This is a genomic window from Exobacillus caeni (assembly GCF_005747095.1).
Classification (GTDB): Bacteria; Bacillota; Bacilli; order Bacillales; family Guptibacillaceae; genus Exobacillus; species Exobacillus caeni.
Window position 1 is genome coordinate 62,141 of record NZ_SWLG01000007.1, and the last position, 16,285, is coordinate 78,425.

Below are 16,285 nucleotides of genomic sequence, written 5' to 3' on the forward strand. Positions count from 1 at the left end.
AAAAGCATATTAGGTGAACACTTCGTTTACAGAATTATGCGTTAGGTTGTGTGTATATGGAATGCCTGGGGTGCAATCTTTCTAATAAAAGAGAACCGGTTCATATGGTATACGAGAATGATTATATAAGTTGTTTTTTAGATCATGATCCGTTTAATGAGGGACATGTTCTCATATTACCAAAAAATCATTTCTACGATGTGGAAGAGTTTGATGAGGAAACTGCAACCGCAGTGATGAGAGCCTCTATGCTTCTGTCAAAATCGATTAAAAAACTATTTAATCCAGATGGAATCACCATTTGCCAGAACGGCGGTATTTTCAATGATCTAACGCATTATCACATGCATGTCGTACCACGATACGAACACCAATCATTCGCCACTTTTTATTCTGATGAAGAAGTCATGGTTGAAGAAAAAGCAAAGTTAACAGAAACAAAAAGAAAACTAGTCCATGCGATTAATGAATTTGAATAAATAACTACCGAAGCCCATTATAGTACTTGATGGGTTTTTGTTATTTGGTGTAATGAAAAATACTACAAGTCCAATCAGATATTTTTTTAAAAAAGGCACATTTTAGTAGGCTTTTTTCATACAATGCTTTTTGAGGTGATAAAAATGCCAAGAGTAAAGTATACCGATAAGGATGTTGCTTTAATGGCAAGGATGATGCGGGCAGAAGCCGAAGGTGAAGGGAAACTCGGAATGCTTATGGTTGGTAATGTGATTGTAAATCGACTAAAAGCAAATTGTTTAGATTTTAAAGATTTAAGATCGATACGGGATGTGATTTTCCAGGTACAGGGAGGAAACTTTTCTTTTGAAGCAGTACAAAAAGGTAATGTTTTTTATAACAGAGCAAGAGATACAGAGAAAAGGTTAGCCAGACAAAACTTAGAATATTGGAGGCAGCATCCTTCCAAGTTTGCCCTCTGGTATTTTAATCCTTATGGTGCATGCCCTCCCGAATGGTACGGCCAGCCATTCACAGGACAATTTAAAAAGCATTGTTATTATGAACCAGAGGCAAACACTTGCGAAGGTGCTTATAGTTGGTAAAGAAGACTCGCTGACCGGCAAGCTGTTAGGAGAAGACGGAGGCGTAGTTTAGTTTATCTAACTTTTAGACTTTCCAACGATGTTGAACATCCTCCTTTGCTAAAAAGTTATGCTTTCTTATACGGTACAAAAACCCACATAATATAACTTGTGGGGATTTTTTTGGCATATATCCTTTCTCCGAACAGCGTATCCTGCGAGTAGACCTGCTCTGAATTTTTTTATACCCTTCAAAAGATACTGCAATACTGGAGAACTTTTTCTGTAATTAAAACCAGCCCTTTCTTCTGAACCAGAGGTACATGGCTACACCAATAATCCCCATTAAACCAAGGGACAGAAAATACCCGTACTTCCAAGTCAGCTCAGGCATGTTTTCAAAATTCATGCCATAGATTCCGGCAATAAATGTCAACGGTGCAAAGATAGAAGTAATGATGGTCAATACTTTCATAACATTGTTCGTCTGGTGTGAATTTAACGAGAGATAGCTATCCCGAATATCAGCTGTCACTTCCCGGTTAGACATCACCATCTCAGAAAGCTTCAATAAATGGTCATAGATATCGGAAAAATATTCCCTTTTCTCACTTATTCCAACAAGATGATGAGAATTTAGCATCCGGTAAAGCAAGTCGCGCATCGGATTGACCGTATGCCTCAGGTTAAGGAGCAAAGACCTTGTATCGAACAAATCGTTCATCAAACGGTTCATCGATTCATTCTTTCTGTTATCTTCAATGCGGTCCAACTTATCTTCAATTTTATAAAGCAGCGGGAAGTAGTTATCGACTACCTTATCTAATATCTGGTAAAAAACATAGTACGTATCCCACTTTTCCACATTTTTCTGAGACAACAACCTTTCCCAAACAACGTTAACTTCCTTCGCTGGATGGCGATGAAACGAAACAACAAAGTTATTTCCCAGGAAGAAGTTTAATTCTTCCCTTGCCAGTTCACTTTCCTGTTCCCTAACGATATGGGTGACAAAAAAAGTATGGTCTTCGTAATAATCCAGTTTCGGTCGCTGAAGCGTCTGGATACAGTCTTCAATAGCAAGGGGGTGGAATTGAAATCCATCTGCTAAATATCTAATTTCCTCGGTAGTAGGTTGATTAAAATCAACCCAATACCACATATATTTACCCGACTTTAGATTACTTTTCGAAATATCAGTTTCTATTTGATAGTCATTTGTTACTCCAATAACCCTTATCACAGATAACACCTCGATTATTACACTAATAAATATGTATATTTTCTATTATAACTTGTTCTTAACTAACTAACCTGCCTTTCTAAAACAAAAAGACTTTACCCTTATTAGAAGCAAAGTCCCTTTTACAAATAATTGATCCTTTACTGAAGCCCTTCCTGTATCCAGGTAGCAGCCTTATCATTGTGAAACGTAACGTTGATGAAGGTTTCTGGGTTAACACCCTCCCAGACCACAGACAACCTGTGGCCAGGAGTTCCTTTCTCGCCCTCTTCTGCCATTACTTTTCCCATACCTCCGATTATCATGGACACTTCCGTATAGGACATGCTTTTTGTATCAAGTTAAATTCTTGAAGTGTCGCAAACTCACTGTTCCCGGTATCCTGGACTACTTTTTCCTCCGTTTTTTCCGTTATTGGTGGAGATTGTGTTTCTTGAGGAATGCAACCTCCAAGAATACCTATGATAAGTACAGAACAGAAAACCAGTGGAATTCTTCTTTTAATCATAAAAACTTCCTCCAGTCCTTTGAATTCTCAATAGTTAAAATTGTCATTTCTTTAAAATACAGTCCCTTCTTCAAGAAAACTAGCCATTCTGAATCAGCAAATCCATTTTAAACTTAAGCTCTTTTCTAAAAGATTGTTGTTTTTGCATAAAAGCGATAAACTGCGACATAGCGAACGACTGATCGCTACGGAAATACACTACGCTTTCCGCGGGCTCGCGTTGAGTCTCCTCGATCGCAAAGAACGCTCACTGTGGGGTCTCAACGTCTTCGCTGTCCCGCAGGAGTCTACGTGTATTTCCTTCGCTAAGATTGGCTTTGTAGTTTTTATTCAAGTATTAACTATCAAACACTTCAGTTGATTGGAGCAGAGGGCAGTCGACTCCAGCGGGAAAAGCAACAGCTGAAGATCCCGCAGGAAGCGGTTTTTGCTGACGAGGAAGCTGAAGCGTTGCCCGCGGAAAGCGAACTGCCCGGAGTGGAAATCAATGCTGCAATTGCGTCGCAGTCCATCTCTAATATGAAGCTTATTAAACAACAAAGTATGCGAATAGAGCCTATACTTAAAATGGTTATGTATATCCCTAAATAGTAAAATTAGCCTTCGAAGTCTGTGTTATAATCGAGTGGAAATTTAAAGTAAAGGAGAAAGACAAATTTTATGACATGGGAATTTATTTCTTCTTATGAAACATTGAAAAACCTGGGTATTTCGATTGGGATCTTTTTGCTTTTCCTTGTTTTTCGAAAGCTTTTTACAAAATATATTTTTCAGTTAATCCTGAGGTTGAGCAACAAAACGCCGACTGAGTTTTTCACATATATCTGCCTGGCGTTTGAAAAGCCAATCCGCTGGCTGTTTTTAATAATAGGAATTTATGTATCAGCTAAGTATTTTCCTTTTATGGAGCAAAAGAACCCCTTGTTTTTAAACCTTGTACGATCAGCTGTGATCATCATTATTACCTGGGGACTTTATAATCTTTCATCCAGCTCTTCCCTTCTTTTTACAAAAGTAAATGAGCGGTTTAATATTAAGATTGACCAGATACTGATTCCTTTTTTCTCAAAAGCGCTGCGATTCATTATTATTGCGATCAGTTTTAGTATTATTGCGCAAGAATTCGATTATGACGTAAACGGATTTGTTGCAGGGCTTGGACTGGGAGGACTTGCCTTTGCACTTGCTGCGAAAGATGCCCTTGCAAATTTGTTCGGCGGGATCGTTATCATCACCGAAAAGCCTTTTTCGATCGGAGAATGGATCATGACCCCAAGTGTAGAAGGCACAGTAGAAGATATTAACTTTCGAAGCACCAGGGTCAGGACCTTTGATCAAGCTGTCGTAACGGTTCCAAACGCAACGCTTGCGAACGAATCGATAACCAACTGGAGCAAAATGGGCAAGAGACGTATCACGTTTAACCTTGGCCTTACTTATGATACACCTAAAGAAAAGATCGAGAGAGTGACAAGAAAGATTGATTACTTATTGAGAAACCATGAAGCCATTCACAAGGACACCATTTTTGCCACGTTTGATAAATACAATGACAGCAGCCTGGACATTTTCTTGTATTTCTTCACCAAAACAACCGTTTGGGCAGAGTTCTTAAAAGTCAAAGAAGAGATCAATTTTAAGATTATGGATATTTTAGAAGAAGAAGGTGTTTCAGTGGCGTTTCCTAGTAGAACGTTGTATGTATCCCCGCAAACAGAATCTTTTACACAGGCTGCAGCTTCAATGGAACGAGACGAGCAATGAGGTCGGATTTATCCGGTCTCTTTCTTTATATAAATTTAACTGTCATTACTTTTCGTTTGTTCTTACACTGACTTTTCAAAATAACCACTCTAAACCGATCAACAATCATCATAGATCTCTTTGATCAACATTCAATTCAATCAAATTACCATCCGGGTCGGCGCAGAAGATTTGTGCAAAACCACTTTTTCCGTATGGTTTTTCAAGGACTTCCACTTCATTTTGTTTTAACCATTCAAGAGTGTCATAGTAGTTCCCGACTCTAAGAGCAAAGTGCCCTTCTCTGCTGGATAAACTTTTATCCTGGCGAATGGTCTGTGCAGAGGGATGGACAATCAAGTGGAGTTGCTGGTCCTCTATTTCATACCAGGCCCCTGGAAAATCAAAATCCGGGCGTGATATTTCCTTTAAACATAACTTTTCTCCGTAAAACTCTTTGGCTCTTTCCAGGTCAGTAACAGTAAGACTAACGTGATGGAGACATTTATATTTGATCAAAACATTCACTTCCTTCACTTCGTTAATTTTTTCCTTAGTCGTTAGATCTCCGCTTCCTACAGGTTATAAACGATTTTTGAATACATGATGATTAATCTGTAGCAATATCTACAATTCTTTGAATCACAGAATTAGCTTCCTCATTGTCTTTAATCACAAATAAATGATCAGCTTCTCCTTCTACCGGGTCTGTCACGTCTTCTTTTAGAGTTTCTGCCTGTTGCCTGGTAAGCACTTCATCAAAGGTAGAAGCGCTCCTAAAAATATTTGTGTTACGTTTACTTTGAGTCACTCGCGCATGCAGCACATCATCTGGGATATCAAAATGGACCAGGATGCGTATAAATTTATTTTGATCAAACAATTTTTCAAGTAAAGACATTCGACCTTTTCGACTTCTATTTGAGTTACAAATAATAAGGTGATAATCAGTGTTTTCTATGGCATAATCCATAATTAGTTTTGAGATAGCATATTTGAGCGTGTTAGGTCCTTGTTTTGGTAAGAGGGTTTTATAATAAGTGTTTATAAATTCAGCATGGTTATCCTGGTCGACCACAAGAGAATTTTTCAACTGTTGTTCTAAAGATCTAGCGAAAGTCGTTTTTCCGCTATGCGTTTTTCCAACTGTGATAATCACTACCCTTTTCATGAAGCAACTCCTTAAGTACTTTTAATAACTCCTAACATGATTGAGGCATTCTCTTAGTCATTAAAACCAATCACCCAACGATAGGAGGTTTCTTGTTCGATATTAAATCATTAATGAAAACCCTATGCTCTGTGAATATGTTGTCTGGTAGCTTGTCTAATGGAAAGAACTCATTTTGTAATGACTCTTCATTACTTTGAACTAATTCTCCCCCGTAATTTTTGCAAGTAAATAAGACCTGCACTAATGACACCTGATCTCCATTGGAAAACGTTTTGTCATATTGAGCCCCCGAGTATATACCGAATAATTCAAGTTCTTCAAGCAAAAGTCCAGTCTCTTCATACACTTCCCTCCTGGCTGTATCTTGGACACTTTCCCCCAGATCCATAAATCCACCGGGAAATCCCCATTGATGATTATCAGAGCGTTTTTGCATAAGAACTCGATTTTCTTCATCAAAAACAACTGCACCCGAAACAACCATAATCACTTTTTCAGTACCAACCATAGCTCTTAAATGTTGTATGTAATCCATATTGACTTCCTTTCGGATAAAATATCTCTCGGTAAAACTTCCATCTTTAACTCTCTATCCTTTTGTTTAATAATAGTTTCCTTTTGAAGTTTCTTCAAAGACCTTCCAATGGCCATTCATAACAGAAGATTGGTAGTTCATAACGATAAAATTCCTTCTTTGTCCACCATCTTTTGTCTGGATAAAATAGGTGTCGGAACCACGATAATCTATGTCGATAACTTCCAGCCCTTTGAACGTTTTATCTTCTGAAATAAATTGTTTAAGAGCCTTTGCTTCATTAAACTCGTTATATATATTATAAGGCCCAAAGGAAAATACCACTAATACTAGCAGAATAATCGAGCCTACTAATAGTAACTTTTTCATATTCTCCCCCATAAAGTCTCTCACTTTGTTCAAAATCATTTCTTATCAACAAATAATAGCCTTCTATTTACGCTCCCCAGGTTTTCGATTTGCATTTATTATCAGGAACTGGTTTGCCCCCCAGAACACCAGGCAATTTCCTATTACTAACCTAATAAAGTTACCTATATCACCAAGCTGATCAATCGATATGCTGACGATCATGAATCCCAGCAGACAAAGAAAAATCCCTAATATTATTCTTAAAACTACCATGTTAAAGCGTACCTTTAAACTTCTCTGGTTTTTTTACGTAGCTTTCGATGATGAAGCCACAAGCTGTGCAAATGAGGTATTCAATTTCTGAACCCATGCTAACTTTGTTTGCAGGATACATAAACCCGTATGCATTCTGCTTGCCCTTCCCCAGATCTTGGCTGCCACACTTGGGACATTCTGTTGTTTTGAAAGGTCGATTCATCAGAAGGCTCCTTTTAATTTTAATTAAACACCAGTCTTTTAAAGTTTATTTAAATAACCTTTACTAATAAAAACGATTCTGGTGAAAAAAGGTTTCACCGTTATTGGAGATATCCTGGATGAAGTATTTTCAAAAAAATAAGCGTTCCTATAAAAAGAAACGCTCCGGGAGTAATTCTATATTTTATTTAGATTAAGAATAGACTATTATGCTAATAATTTTGCCTCTGGTATTTATTCTTCCACACCCCTGGGAAGTCGTTCATTAACAATTCCTACCCATCCTTTTGCCATTTGGTCATGAATAACAGCGCTTTTCTGATTAGGTTTAGGGAGAATTGTTTCCGGGGATTGCCAGCCTCCATGAATTAGTGTAAACTCTGTTTTTTCGTCCAACTCTTTTAAAAGAAAAGAAACCACCCAGCCATCTGTATCCCATGAAAAGGAGATTTTGTTCGGTTCATCAACCTCCAGTACCTTGCATGGAGATGGACCGAACGGTGATTGCAAATGAAATTCATGTCCAACTTGCGGTTTAAAATCATTGGGCATGAACCATGAGCTAATCCCTTCAGACGTCGATACTGTTTTCCAAACTTCTTGTATGGGTGCTTTCAGAATCACTGTTTGCTTAATATCTTTTAACGGTTCCATAAATCCTTCTCCTTTTTGGTATAAATCTTAGTTAACCATAAGCGAATGGTTATTGTTAACAACTTATTTTACACCATTCTGTCTCACCCGGAAAATCTTCTCTTGATAACTCCTTATCAGTAATAAGTTGTCTATATGAAGTAATTGTCCCATCGTGGGAAACGATGTATATTCTCTTTAAATCTTGTTCTTTACACCATTCCAGGAAGTTTATTGCTAAAAGTTTAAATTCTTTTTCAGGCATCATATTTATCCCAGTGTTCCATAATTCGGTCGAGGAATCAACATCGATTATGAAACCCGGGAAATCTTCTTCAATCACGGCCACAGGCAATATTTTATCGCGTGGGAGGATTTTCCATTCAGGGTTCGCGGAAACATTCTAGGGGCTACTAACGGACTAACGATTTTCTTGCATTTCGTATTATCCGTCCAAATTGCTGCGGTTTGCAAAGTCCTTCTAACAGGGCTGAAAACCACCATATCTGTTTCTTTTAGAGGAAACTTTTCTATTAGCGCTTTAGCTTGCGTAATCCTGTTCCTGGTTAACTCAGGGTCTGTAATATGTAAGCTTTCAGGTGTGTTTATGGTATGTTCGCACTGCCCATGCCTGATAAATAAGAAATCCAACCTTCATAACCCTCCCTGTACTTTTTACTTACAGATTTTATATTGTTTGCATTTCCTTGTTAAACTTAGCCAGGTTTTGTGTAGAAAGAGCCTTTGTTATTAACTCCCTGTCATAACCATTAGTCTTTAAAGCATTTAAAATTGCTTCAACACGGTCTCCCCGTTTTCGTCTAAGATTCGATTCTAACTGGATTTCAAGTGGAACAGCAGGAATGGTATATTCCCCAGCCTTTACTTCTTTAAAGTGGCTCCATATATACTGACCTCCCTCCCATATTCCATCGCCTGTCAAAGAGTCAGGAATTCCAGCCGCGTTTGAAATATGGACAACTTCCACATCACAGCCGTTTATATTCCACCTCGCTTTGGACCAGGAAAAGCCTGACGGAAATGTTTGATGGAAGACAGCCTCTCCCTTAGTAGAGTACCAATCGTTACTGTTCGTTTGATTATCTTGATTTGGCAGGGAAAACTCGCTTAGCAGCTCTGCAAATCGTGAAACATCCTCTTTACGCTTGACATAAATGTCTACATCTCCTGGATCCATTTCGCATCCCTGCAAAACTGATCCCGCTGAGCCGACTAACATCCATTCTATGTTTTCATCCGATCGAAAATATCTGTGACAAACGATACCTAATGCACTTCTCCAGCCTTGATCCATTTGTGATCACCTCGGTTAATAAGATTCCCTAACAATCTCCTGTTCTCCTTCAACACCGTAAAAAAAGACGACAACTCCTTCAGTTAGGAATTGCCGCCAGAATCTGAACTTTTACTTAACCACAGTTTTCACTTTTAAGTATTCTACTACAATCCGCTTAAAATGATCTGCATCTTCATAATGAGGGGTATGCCCGCAGTTTTCAAAGTGATAGATCGTGCCGTTCTCTGCGTCTTTCTCGAACGCTTCGATGTGTTTTTCGCAAGTAGCCGCATCATGGTCAGAGGTCATCAGCATCATCGGGTTCTTCACTTTTGAAAGCAACGGGAGCAATGACTCAAAAAGTTTCCCCTCTTCGCGAAGGATGTTGTAATGGATTTCTGATCTGTCATAAAATTCTTCCCACTCTTCATCAGTGTAGGCAGAATAATAGTCTGTCGGATTATCATTATTATAACGGTAGATTTCCATTCTGTTTTCCCCGAGCTCATCGCTAAGATCCATGTACTCTTCTGTGAGTTGTTGAATTGTTTTATCAGGATTAGCTGTCAGTGCAAGACACCTTTCCGCAAGCTCTTCCTGTCCATATTTCTTTGCAACCTTTGCAGTTTTCTTTAAAAGAAATCTTGAGGTTAACTCAAAATCAAACGTCGGACACTCAAAGATCACTCTATCGATGGAATCGGGATATGTTGCTGCATATAGCAAGGATAAATAACCTCCAAATGAATGGCCGATCAAAGACCACATTTCAAGGTTAAAATATTTTCGAAGTGCTTCGCAATCTTCCACAAGGTCCATTAAGCCGAATGCTTCACCTTCTTCTATGGCCTCAGAACGGCAAACACCTCTCTGATCAATCGCGATTACAAACAAGTCATCTTTCAATCTATTTTTCTGGTGGTATGTAAAATCAAAACAGCTTTCCCCGGGCCCTCCATGCAAATAAAGCACTGGCGGATTTTTTTCTGAACCATAGACTTCCACATAAAGATTTTTGCCTCTTACATTTACTAGCTTTCCATCCATCATTTAATATTCCCCTTTTTATTTTTTACGTTACGATTTGCTGAAGCGCTTTGTCTATGGTGCCGTATTTGAAAGTAAAGCCTTCTCTTTCTAACCTTTCCGGGATTACCCATCGGCTTTTCAAAATTAATTCTGTCTCAGTCCTGATGAAGAATGCTCCTAGCTCAAGCATCCATGCAGGTGACGGCAGGCCAATTTTTCTGTTAAGAGAGTTCCGAAGATGTTCCATCAGTTCACGGTTTGTTATCGGATTTATCGCAGAGCAATTGAACACTCCACTAAGCTCTTCTCTATCTTTTAAGAAGAGTACAATATTGAACAAATCCTCTATATGGATCCAACTAAACTTCTGGTCGCCTGAGCCCTGGACACCTCCCAGGCCAAACTTCACCAGGTTTTTGTACGGCGTCATTACGCCTCCCTCATCACCGAGAACAATGGCTATCCTGAGTGCTGCCTGTCTCGTTTGAAGAAGGTTAAAGTTGAAAAAGGAGCGCTCCCATTCTTTAGCTACATCAACAGAGAATCCTGTTCCGATTTCACCGTCCATCTCTGTCATAGGCCTGTCTTCCGCATGCCGGTAAATCGTTGCTGTACTGGAATTAATCCATAGGCCTAGCGGGTTATGGCATTCCTTTATCGCATTCCCCAGGATTTCAGTTGTCTCTGTTCTAGATTGGAGTATTTCTTTTTTGTTCTCAGCATTATAGCGGCAGTTAACAGATTTCCCAGCAAGGTTGATCAACATTTCTGCATTTTCCAGAGCCTTTATGATCTCTGGCTGATTATCCCATGTGATATGGGGAGGCTTTCTTGAGATGATCTTTACTTCATAACCAAGACTTCTAAGTTTTTCTTTAAAATAGTTCCCAATAAAGCCAGTTCCGCCGGCAAGGACTACTTTCTTTTCCACCGTATCACCTCAATTTCTGTTTTTCACCAAAGAAAAAGCTTATTCCATTACTGAAAGTTCCTTTATTGTGAAATGATTCACATACTTATATTTTAACAAAGTTTTCCTATTAATTCATTACTAAAAAAAAAAGGAATATCAAACTCAACAAATGAAAGGTGTTACTGAGGATTCTGTAAATGAAGAAAAGAACATGGCGAGTTATGAGAGGAGATGGGAAGATGACCGCATATAGCGGCATCTTCTGGTCCCCCTCTCCATACTTACTGGGACTCACTATTATTTGCTACCTCTTTTTTTGTTTCGATTATTAGGCCAATCAATAAAATAACCGAGCACAATATCAGGTACATGTATGGGGTTTTTTCTTGCCCCTCAATAACATAGAAGTTAAGAAATAAAACTACCATCCAGAAACCTGCGATTCCTATCATTCCTCTTAACCAGATTGCTTTGACAAATTGTTTGATGAAACTAAGAAAGAACACAAAGAAAGCAGTGGAAAAAAATAAGGCAATAATTCCAGAGTATGATCGATTAATGATAACAGACATGATAAATAACAATGATAGGTAAACGATATTGCTGTCGGAAAGATAAACTTGCTTGAATTTCTTCATCCTATATCCCCTGCCGTTCCTGGATAATGTTCAACATCGTTTGGCCTATATAATAAAACAGGTGATTGGTACATTCGCTATTTTCATGAAAACTCCTCTCATAAACACTCCCGTTCAGCTATTTAATTTGGTATGTACTCGAGACGATAAAGCTCGACTATTTTAGCTTTTCCCTTTTGTTCTCCGGCTGCTTCAGCCAGTAACGAAAGCCTTTTCCAGCAAGAGGCTCGTCATTATACCGTGGGATGATGTGGAAGTGGCTGTGAAAGATAAATTGGTTCGAAACTTCTCCAACATTCCAGCCAAGCGTGTAACCATCGGGAGAGAACTTTTCATCCAGATATTCTTTTGCTTTTTGCAAGAGCTCATATGTATCGTTCCATTCTTCCCTTGTTAATTCGAACGCGTTTGCATGATGTTTTTTAGGAACAATAACGCCGCATCCTTCCAGTACATCCTGTTGATCGTTATGCTGTAAAAAATAGCAGCTTTCATTTTCAAAGACAATATTTTGTTCCGGGTCTTGATGGGGGTTGCAAAAAGGGCAACTTTCTTCGTATGCCATGTAAAAACTCCCTTCACATTTAAAATTATTCTGATTTTATCATCCTTTACGTTTCCAAAGGTTTAAAGTTTCAACAAAAAAACAGCCGGACTAGTATCAAAGGGCCGTTTTGAAGTGCAGCTAATGATTGGCAAGGCACGCTAACCCCTCAGTTTTGGCACTTCAAAACCAAAACTGCAATTAGTGGAGGAACAACCTATAAATTTTCTTTCACCAAAAACAAAGCCTTTGCTGTTTATTAGTTTGCTCCGGCGCTTCAAATACTTGACGTGGCTGTTTTAATCCCTCATGTATATTGATTTCATATCCCATATATTTGTTCTGGTCTTCAGTTTATAATTGTAAGTGGAATGCAACTTCACTTTCACCCGAATATTTCTTATTGAATTCTCATCAAGATAAAAAGGTTCTAATTGATGTCTCTCTCTAAAAGCTAGATACTCATTTTTGTTGTTCCTAAACCATTTCGTACCTATTCTTAATACATCAGTTTTAATAGCCAGCCCTTCTTTAAAGGTACCATCAATTTCTTCCTTGATCGTTTTTTCCAGGTCTTCTTGAATCTTTGATTCTGATACTTTTTGAAGACTTTCTAAAATATCTGCTTCTCCTTTAATGAACAGATCAAAGACCGGCTTGTCTTTATTTTTTCTCACTTTAACTTTAAGATCTGAAGTAGTGATTTTTACAACAGTATGCGGTTTTTCTTTGTCTCCGAGTGTATAAGTATTTTCCATCTCCTCTTTTTCACTCCATCTGATCCCTTTAATACTTCGAATAGATTTATAGCCAGTGAATCCCTGGTCTTCATAAAAATAAGCTCCTTTTATCGTTAAACCCGGATATTTTGAACGGTTCTTTTCCCAGCTTTTTTTAACTCCGATCGCGGGAATATAGGATGCTCCCACCGGTTCATAAAATCGTGATATAAATTCTCTGTAAGGAATATGTTTAAGATAATTTTCTGTTTCCTCTCCTAATGGCTTTAATAAAATCGAATAATTGGGAGGAAAATCAAAAAGGGCACGTGTTGAAAAAATGTCTTCGATGGAAGAATCTGTACCGAAAAGATAATCAGATTGACGGAAGAAATCTAATCTTCCAATATCCCCGAGGACATCGGACAACTTCGTTTGTAATACTTTTTCTGAAAACAAAAAGGTTTTAACATGTTTTAAGTACAGCTTTGGCTGGGTGGATTTTTGTAAGCCAGATATTGCTTCGCTTACAGTGTGTCCCTTGGCTTTACCAATCCAGATCGGAACAGACTGTGATTGTTTCTGCCCTTCCTGTTTTGCTACTCCTGAAAAATCAAGGGCCATCGTGTAGATTAAATACTGTTTTGCTTCTTCATCATAATCAACTCCGATTGCAACGACATAGGTCAACTCTTGAATGTTCTCAGCTCCACCGCAGCTACTTAGAATAAACAACAACATAACCAACACAATTATCCTTAACTTCCGCATACTATTTCTCCTTACGAGTAGTGTCATCTGGCTGCAATGTTGGATCTCTTCCGGAAAGAGAGTTCCATGGCATCCTAAAAACAGTTTTAGCTAACTTAGACAGCCTGAAGGGATCGGAAAAACCTAAGTAAGGAATTCCAAACGAAGTCAGGCTGGAAAAATAGGCTATCGTCAAAAGTACTCCCAACACGACTCCAAAAATCCCAAAAAACGTGCCTAAAAACAAGATGAAAATTCGTAAGAGGGTTGCAGTGCCACTAAGAGCAGGATTTACAAGCGTATACCCACTCACAAAGACAATCCCTCCAACTACAAGCATAGAGGGTGAGGTCAACCCTGACCTAATAGCTGCATCCCCAACAATCAATCCGCCAAGAACAGATACGGTCTGTCCGACAGACCGTGGCAGCCTCATCCCAGCCTCATGGAACAGTTCAAATAAAAACAACATAATGAACATTTCCATCGAAGTAGACAGGGGGATGCCGATCCGGGAAACACTGATGGTCGCGACCAACAGAAAAGGGATTTGGTCAACGTTATGGGAAGTCAACGCAACCCAAAACCCGGGTAATAGAATAGATATAAAGAGTGATACTAAACGAAGTATTCTTTCGAAGGAGACATATAAATAATTTTGATTTAAATCTTCGGGTGATTTAATGAGATTTACGAGATGCACAGGGGCGATCGAAACCATCGGCTGACCATCGATTATCAGGGCAAATCTTCCCTGATTTAAAGCTTCAAGAACAAAGTCTGGCCTTCCCGAGTTATCTGAGGTAGAAGTTAACGCATGCGGCTGATCGGAAAGTAACTTGTCTATCTGCTGGACACTGCTGACGATATCGACATCCAGCTTATCTATCTTCTTTTTAACTGTCTTTAACAGGTCTTTGTTTATAATATCTTCCACATATAACAAGGCCATCGTCGTATTACTTCTTTTACCGACAATATACTTTTCCACTCTTAACTGGTTCGATTTAAAACGCTTTCGAATAAGGGCAATATTGGTGTTTAGATCTTCAACAAATCCATCCCTCGGCCCTCTGATTGACGGCTCTATTGCCGATTCTTCCGGATTTCGGCCAGGTATTTTTGTTACGTTAACTGCAAAAATTTTTCCTGCTGCAAATAGTAAGGTATATCCAGAAAGAAGATGATACTGCAATTCAGATGATTTCTTATCAGTCAGTTCTTTCGTTAGAAATTCTTCCTCCAAACACTTTGTAATTTCTTCACACTGCAATTCAGCTTTATCTAACTTCGGTAAAATGATCTTGTCGATATAATTAACGTTCACAAGGCTTTCTATATATGAAACGCCAATTGAGCTTTGTTTCAGTTTTTTTATCGTGAATATAATGTCTGAGCAATTATTAAACTCGAGCTTAAGCTGTTCGAACATAGATAGAACTTCGTTTTCGGCCACCCCGTTATTCTTATGAGCCTTCAACCCCAGTTTGTTTACTTTGTGTTTTCTCAAGTCTGTCATAACTCCTCTTTTTCTTTATTAATACGAGTACAAACAAAAGGATCATAACTGCTAAAACCGTTATTAGGCTTACTGGTAGAAAATAAACATACAGAAATTTGTTGAGATCATAAGTATTAAATTGTAGAAAAGTTAATCCGTAGATAACTAAATATAAAACAGGAAGTAAAAATCTACTCTTCCCCCTCTTAAAAAAATGATTAATGATATACATGAACAATCCTATTCTAAAAAAAGCACCGCTGATCCACTGGAACATCGCAAGAAAATCCATCCTTGAGATAAACTCGCCTATTTTTAACAACTTCCATTCCTCATATGCTGGAAAACTTAAATTCCGTGCTTCTACTGGTCCAAATTCCATTATTGCACCTGTTAAAGGACCTAATATTAAGACAGTTAACACCACGCCGAGCAGGGCAATTTGTTTTAATTTAACTTTCGCTTTAATACAGTGTTGAAGCAAGATGATGACATAGATTTCTGTTAAACCGGATAGTGAATAAGCAATGCCTTTTAAGAACGGCGTATATCCATTCAGGAACACAGGGAATAAATATTCTAATTCTTTTTGGTTTGTGTTAACACCCATTATAAAAAATCCAAGCAACACGACCATCGGAAGCACTATGGTTGACATGACCGCTAGTTCCTTAAGCTTTCTGGTCGAAATCCAATAGCATGAAATAACCAGGATCGCAGAGATAATCGGATTAGGTATTCTAGGAAGATAATATATCCCTGCCCAAATGGAGGTGTCGATGAGGGTCAGTGCTGCATGGATAAATAATATGATCAACAATGGAACGATAATAATCCCCGCTGCGAAAGCGCCGTACTTTTCCTTTAACCATGCAGAGATATTCTCCTGTCTTGTATTGTGTGCAATGTAATAAACAATCAAAAGAAATATCGAATATGGGATGACAGAGACTATGACACTCAGCCAGGAATCTCTGGCAGCTGACTCCAATAACATCGGAATAATAGTGACATGGTTAAACAATCCTGTTGATAATACCAGGATAAAAAAAACTTCTTTTGTGTGTAAGGCATTATAATTCAAACTATACTCACCAACCAGGGAATTAAGTTATATATGTATATCTTTTACCGACATTTATCTTTTATTCTTTAATGCTTCCGTTTAAAACTAATTTCCGTAGTTA

Annotated in this window: 23 protein-coding genes; 4 read left to right on the forward strand and 19 right to left on the reverse strand. The window is 38.4% G+C overall.

What is annotated here, in order from left to right; all coding sequences use genetic code 11:
* Positions 1-56: 56 nt before the first annotated feature.
* Both FCL54_RS11105 and FCL54_RS11110 read left to right on the forward strand, forming a co-directional pair.
* Positions 57-479 carry an HIT family protein gene (locus tag FCL54_RS11105; protein ID WP_138126388.1) on the forward strand — a complete coding sequence of 141 codons (423 nt, stop codon included), beginning with the start codon at positions 57-59 and terminating at the stop codon, positions 477-479.
* A gap of 144 nt (positions 480-623) precedes the next feature.
* On the forward strand, positions 624-1,064 hold the full coding sequence (locus FCL54_RS11110; protein WP_138126390.1) for a cell wall hydrolase: 441 nt from the start codon (positions 624-626) through the stop codon (positions 1,062-1,064).
* Between the two features lie 268 nt (positions 1,065-1,332).
* Here FCL54_RS11110 and corA read toward each other — a convergent pair whose 3' ends face one another.
* From corA to FCL54_RS11120, 3 genes are all read right to left on the reverse strand, one after another.
* The gene (gene corA / locus FCL54_RS11115; protein WP_138126392.1) at positions 1,333-2,286 is read right to left on the reverse strand and encodes a magnesium/cobalt transporter CorA; all 954 of its coding nucleotides are present in this window, start codon (positions 2,284-2,286) and stop codon (positions 1,333-1,335) included.
* Positions 2,287-2,426: 140 nt separating this feature from the next.
* Entirely contained in the window at positions 2,427-2,591 is a 165-nt protein-coding gene (locus FCL54_RS23980) for a hypothetical protein (RefSeq protein WP_171016793.1), read from the reverse strand.
* Positions 2,588-2,794, reverse strand: a complete 207-nt coding sequence (locus FCL54_RS11120) for a hypothetical protein (RefSeq protein WP_138126394.1) — start codon at positions 2,792-2,794, stop codon at positions 2,588-2,590. Before FCL54_RS11120 ends, FCL54_RS23980 begins: the two co-directional genes overlap by 4 nt.
* A gap of 357 nt (positions 2,795-3,151) precedes the next feature.
* Between FCL54_RS11120 and FCL54_RS11125 the strand changes: the two genes are divergently transcribed.
* Together FCL54_RS11125 and FCL54_RS11130 are read left to right on the forward strand one after the other, a co-directional pair.
* On the forward strand, positions 3,152-3,385 hold the full coding sequence (locus FCL54_RS11125; RefSeq protein ID WP_138126396.1) for a hypothetical protein: 234 nt from the start codon (positions 3,152-3,154) through the stop codon (positions 3,383-3,385).
* A 69-nt stretch (positions 3,386-3,454) separates the two neighbouring features.
* The gene (locus FCL54_RS11130) at positions 3,455-4,558 is read left to right on the forward strand and encodes a mechanosensitive ion channel family protein (RefSeq protein ID WP_138126398.1); all 1,104 of its coding nucleotides are present in this window, start codon (positions 3,455-3,457) and stop codon (positions 4,556-4,558) included.
* 108 nt (positions 4,559-4,666) lie between these two features.
* On the opposite strand, the gene FCL54_RS11135 is transcribed toward FCL54_RS11130, so the two are convergent.
* The 16 genes from FCL54_RS11135 to FCL54_RS11210 form a co-directional block, all read right to left on the reverse strand.
* The gene (locus FCL54_RS11135) at positions 4,667-5,056 is read right to left on the reverse strand and encodes a VOC family protein (protein WP_138126399.1); all 390 of its coding nucleotides are present in this window, start codon (positions 5,054-5,056) and stop codon (positions 4,667-4,669) included.
* 91 nt (positions 5,057-5,147) lie between these two features.
* On the reverse strand, positions 5,148-5,708 hold the full coding sequence (locus FCL54_RS11140) for an AAA family ATPase (protein WP_138126401.1): 561 nt from the start codon (positions 5,706-5,708) through the stop codon (positions 5,148-5,150).
* 70 nt (positions 5,709-5,778) lie between these two features.
* A complete protein-coding gene (locus tag FCL54_RS11145; RefSeq protein WP_138126403.1) occupies positions 5,779-6,246 on the reverse strand; it encodes an NUDIX hydrolase in 468 nt (155 codons plus the stop codon).
* A gap of 66 nt (positions 6,247-6,312) precedes the next feature.
* A complete protein-coding gene (locus tag FCL54_RS11150; protein ID WP_138126405.1) occupies positions 6,313-6,615 on the reverse strand; it encodes a hypothetical protein in 303 nt (100 codons plus the stop codon).
* Between the two features lie 256 nt (positions 6,616-6,871).
* The gene (locus FCL54_RS11160) at positions 6,872-7,075 is read right to left on the reverse strand and encodes a transcription initiation factor TFIIIB (RefSeq protein WP_138126409.1); all 204 of its coding nucleotides are present in this window, start codon (positions 7,073-7,075) and stop codon (positions 6,872-6,874) included.
* Between the two features lie 233 nt (positions 7,076-7,308).
* Positions 7,309-7,728 carry an SRPBCC family protein gene (locus tag FCL54_RS11165; RefSeq protein ID WP_138126411.1) on the reverse strand — a complete coding sequence of 140 codons (420 nt, stop codon included), beginning with the start codon at positions 7,726-7,728 and terminating at the stop codon, positions 7,309-7,311.
* A 55-nt stretch (positions 7,729-7,783) separates the two neighbouring features.
* A complete protein-coding gene (locus FCL54_RS24395) occupies positions 7,784-7,972 on the reverse strand; it encodes a hypothetical protein (RefSeq protein WP_246055217.1) in 189 nt (62 codons plus the stop codon).
* A 74-nt stretch (positions 7,973-8,046) separates the two neighbouring features.
* Complete coding sequence (locus FCL54_RS24400) at positions 8,047-8,358, reverse strand: histidine phosphatase family protein (protein WP_246055218.1); 312 nt, start codon at positions 8,356-8,358, stop codon at positions 8,047-8,049.
* A gap of 37 nt (positions 8,359-8,395) precedes the next feature.
* On the reverse strand, positions 8,396-9,022 hold the full coding sequence (locus FCL54_RS11175; protein WP_138126413.1) for a nucleotidyltransferase family protein: 627 nt from the start codon (positions 9,020-9,022) through the stop codon (positions 8,396-8,398).
* A 111-nt stretch (positions 9,023-9,133) separates the two neighbouring features.
* Positions 9,134-10,054 (reverse strand): alpha/beta hydrolase, encoded by a 921-nt coding sequence (locus FCL54_RS11180; RefSeq protein ID WP_246055219.1) that lies wholly within the window; start codon positions 10,052-10,054, stop codon positions 9,134-9,136.
* A gap of 22 nt (positions 10,055-10,076) precedes the next feature.
* Complete coding sequence (locus FCL54_RS11185; protein WP_138126415.1) at positions 10,077-10,964, reverse strand: TIGR01777 family oxidoreductase; 888 nt, start codon at positions 10,962-10,964, stop codon at positions 10,077-10,079.
* 263 nt (positions 10,965-11,227) lie between these two features.
* Entirely contained in the window at positions 11,228-11,584 is a 357-nt protein-coding gene (locus FCL54_RS11190; RefSeq protein ID WP_138126417.1) for a hypothetical protein, read from the reverse strand.
* A gap of 157 nt (positions 11,585-11,741) precedes the next feature.
* Positions 11,742-12,149 carry an HIT family protein gene (locus FCL54_RS11195; protein WP_138126419.1) on the reverse strand — a complete coding sequence of 136 codons (408 nt, stop codon included), beginning with the start codon at positions 12,147-12,149 and terminating at the stop codon, positions 11,742-11,744.
* 278 nt (positions 12,150-12,427) lie between these two features.
* Complete coding sequence (locus FCL54_RS11200) at positions 12,428-13,618, reverse strand: Ger(x)C family spore germination protein (protein ID WP_171016794.1); 1,191 nt, start codon at positions 13,616-13,618, stop codon at positions 12,428-12,430.
* A 1-nt stretch (position 13,619) separates the two neighbouring features.
* Positions 13,620-15,107, reverse strand: coding sequence for a spore germination protein (locus tag FCL54_RS11205; protein WP_171016795.1), 1,488 nt, complete (start codon positions 15,105-15,107; stop codon positions 13,620-13,622).
* Positions 15,064-16,182 carry a GerAB/ArcD/ProY family transporter gene (locus tag FCL54_RS11210; RefSeq protein ID WP_171016796.1) on the reverse strand — a complete coding sequence of 373 codons (1,119 nt, stop codon included), beginning with the start codon at positions 16,180-16,182 and terminating at the stop codon, positions 15,064-15,066. Before FCL54_RS11210 ends, FCL54_RS11205 begins: the two co-directional genes overlap by 44 nt.
* Positions 16,183-16,285 lie beyond the last annotated feature (103 nt).

Coding starts and splice junctions, on each gene's coding strand:
- FCL54_RS11165 (WP_138126411.1), bottom strand. CDS start 7,728: ATGGAACCGTTAAAAGATATTAAGCAAACAGTGATTCTGAAAGCACCC.
- FCL54_RS11175 (WP_138126413.1), bottom strand. CDS start 9,022: ATGGATCAAGGCTGGAGAAGTGCATTAGGTATCGTTTGTCACAGATAT.
- FCL54_RS11120 (WP_138126394.1), bottom strand. CDS start 2,794: ATGATTAAAAGAAGAATTCCACTGGTTTTCTGTTCTGTACTTATCATA.
- FCL54_RS11160 (WP_138126409.1), bottom strand. CDS start 7,075: ATGAATCGACCTTTCAAAACAACAGAATGTCCCAAGTGTGGCAGCCAA.
- FCL54_RS24395 (WP_246055217.1), bottom strand. CDS start 7,972: ATGCCTGAAAAAGAATTTAAACTTTTAGCAATAAACTTCCTGGAATGG.
- FCL54_RS11180 (WP_246055219.1), bottom strand. CDS start 10,054: ATGATGGATGGAAAGCTAGTAAATGTAAGAGGCAAAAATCTTTATGTG.
- FCL54_RS11195 (WP_138126419.1), bottom strand. CDS start 12,149: ATGGCATACGAAGAAAGTTGCCCTTTTTGCAACCCCCATCAAGACCCG.
- FCL54_RS11110 (WP_138126390.1), top strand. CDS start 624: ATGCCAAGAGTAAAGTATACCGATAAGGATGTTGCTTTAATGGCAAGG.
- FCL54_RS11140 (WP_138126401.1), bottom strand. CDS start 5,708: ATGAAAAGGGTAGTGATTATCACAGTTGGAAAAACGCATAGCGGAAAA.
- FCL54_RS23980 (WP_171016793.1), bottom strand. CDS start 2,591: ATGATAATCGGAGGTATGGGAAAAGTAATGGCAGAAGAGGGCGAGAAA.
- FCL54_RS11145 (WP_138126403.1), bottom strand. CDS start 6,246: ATGGATTACATACAACATTTAAGAGCTATGGTTGGTACTGAAAAAGTG.
- FCL54_RS11200 (WP_171016794.1), bottom strand. CDS start 13,618: ATGCGGAAGTTAAGGATAATTGTGTTGGTTATGTTGTTGTTTATTCTA.
- FCL54_RS11130 (WP_138126398.1), top strand. CDS start 3,455: ATGACATGGGAATTTATTTCTTCTTATGAAACATTGAAAAACCTGGGT.
- FCL54_RS11190 (WP_138126417.1), bottom strand. CDS start 11,584: ATGAAGAAATTCAAGCAAGTTTATCTTTCCGACAGCAATATCGTTTAC.
- FCL54_RS11105 (WP_138126388.1), top strand. CDS start 57: ATGGAATGCCTGGGGTGCAATCTTTCTAATAAAAGAGAACCGGTTCAT.
- FCL54_RS11150 (WP_138126405.1), bottom strand. CDS start 6,615: ATGAAAAAGTTACTATTAGTAGGCTCGATTATTCTGCTAGTATTAGTG.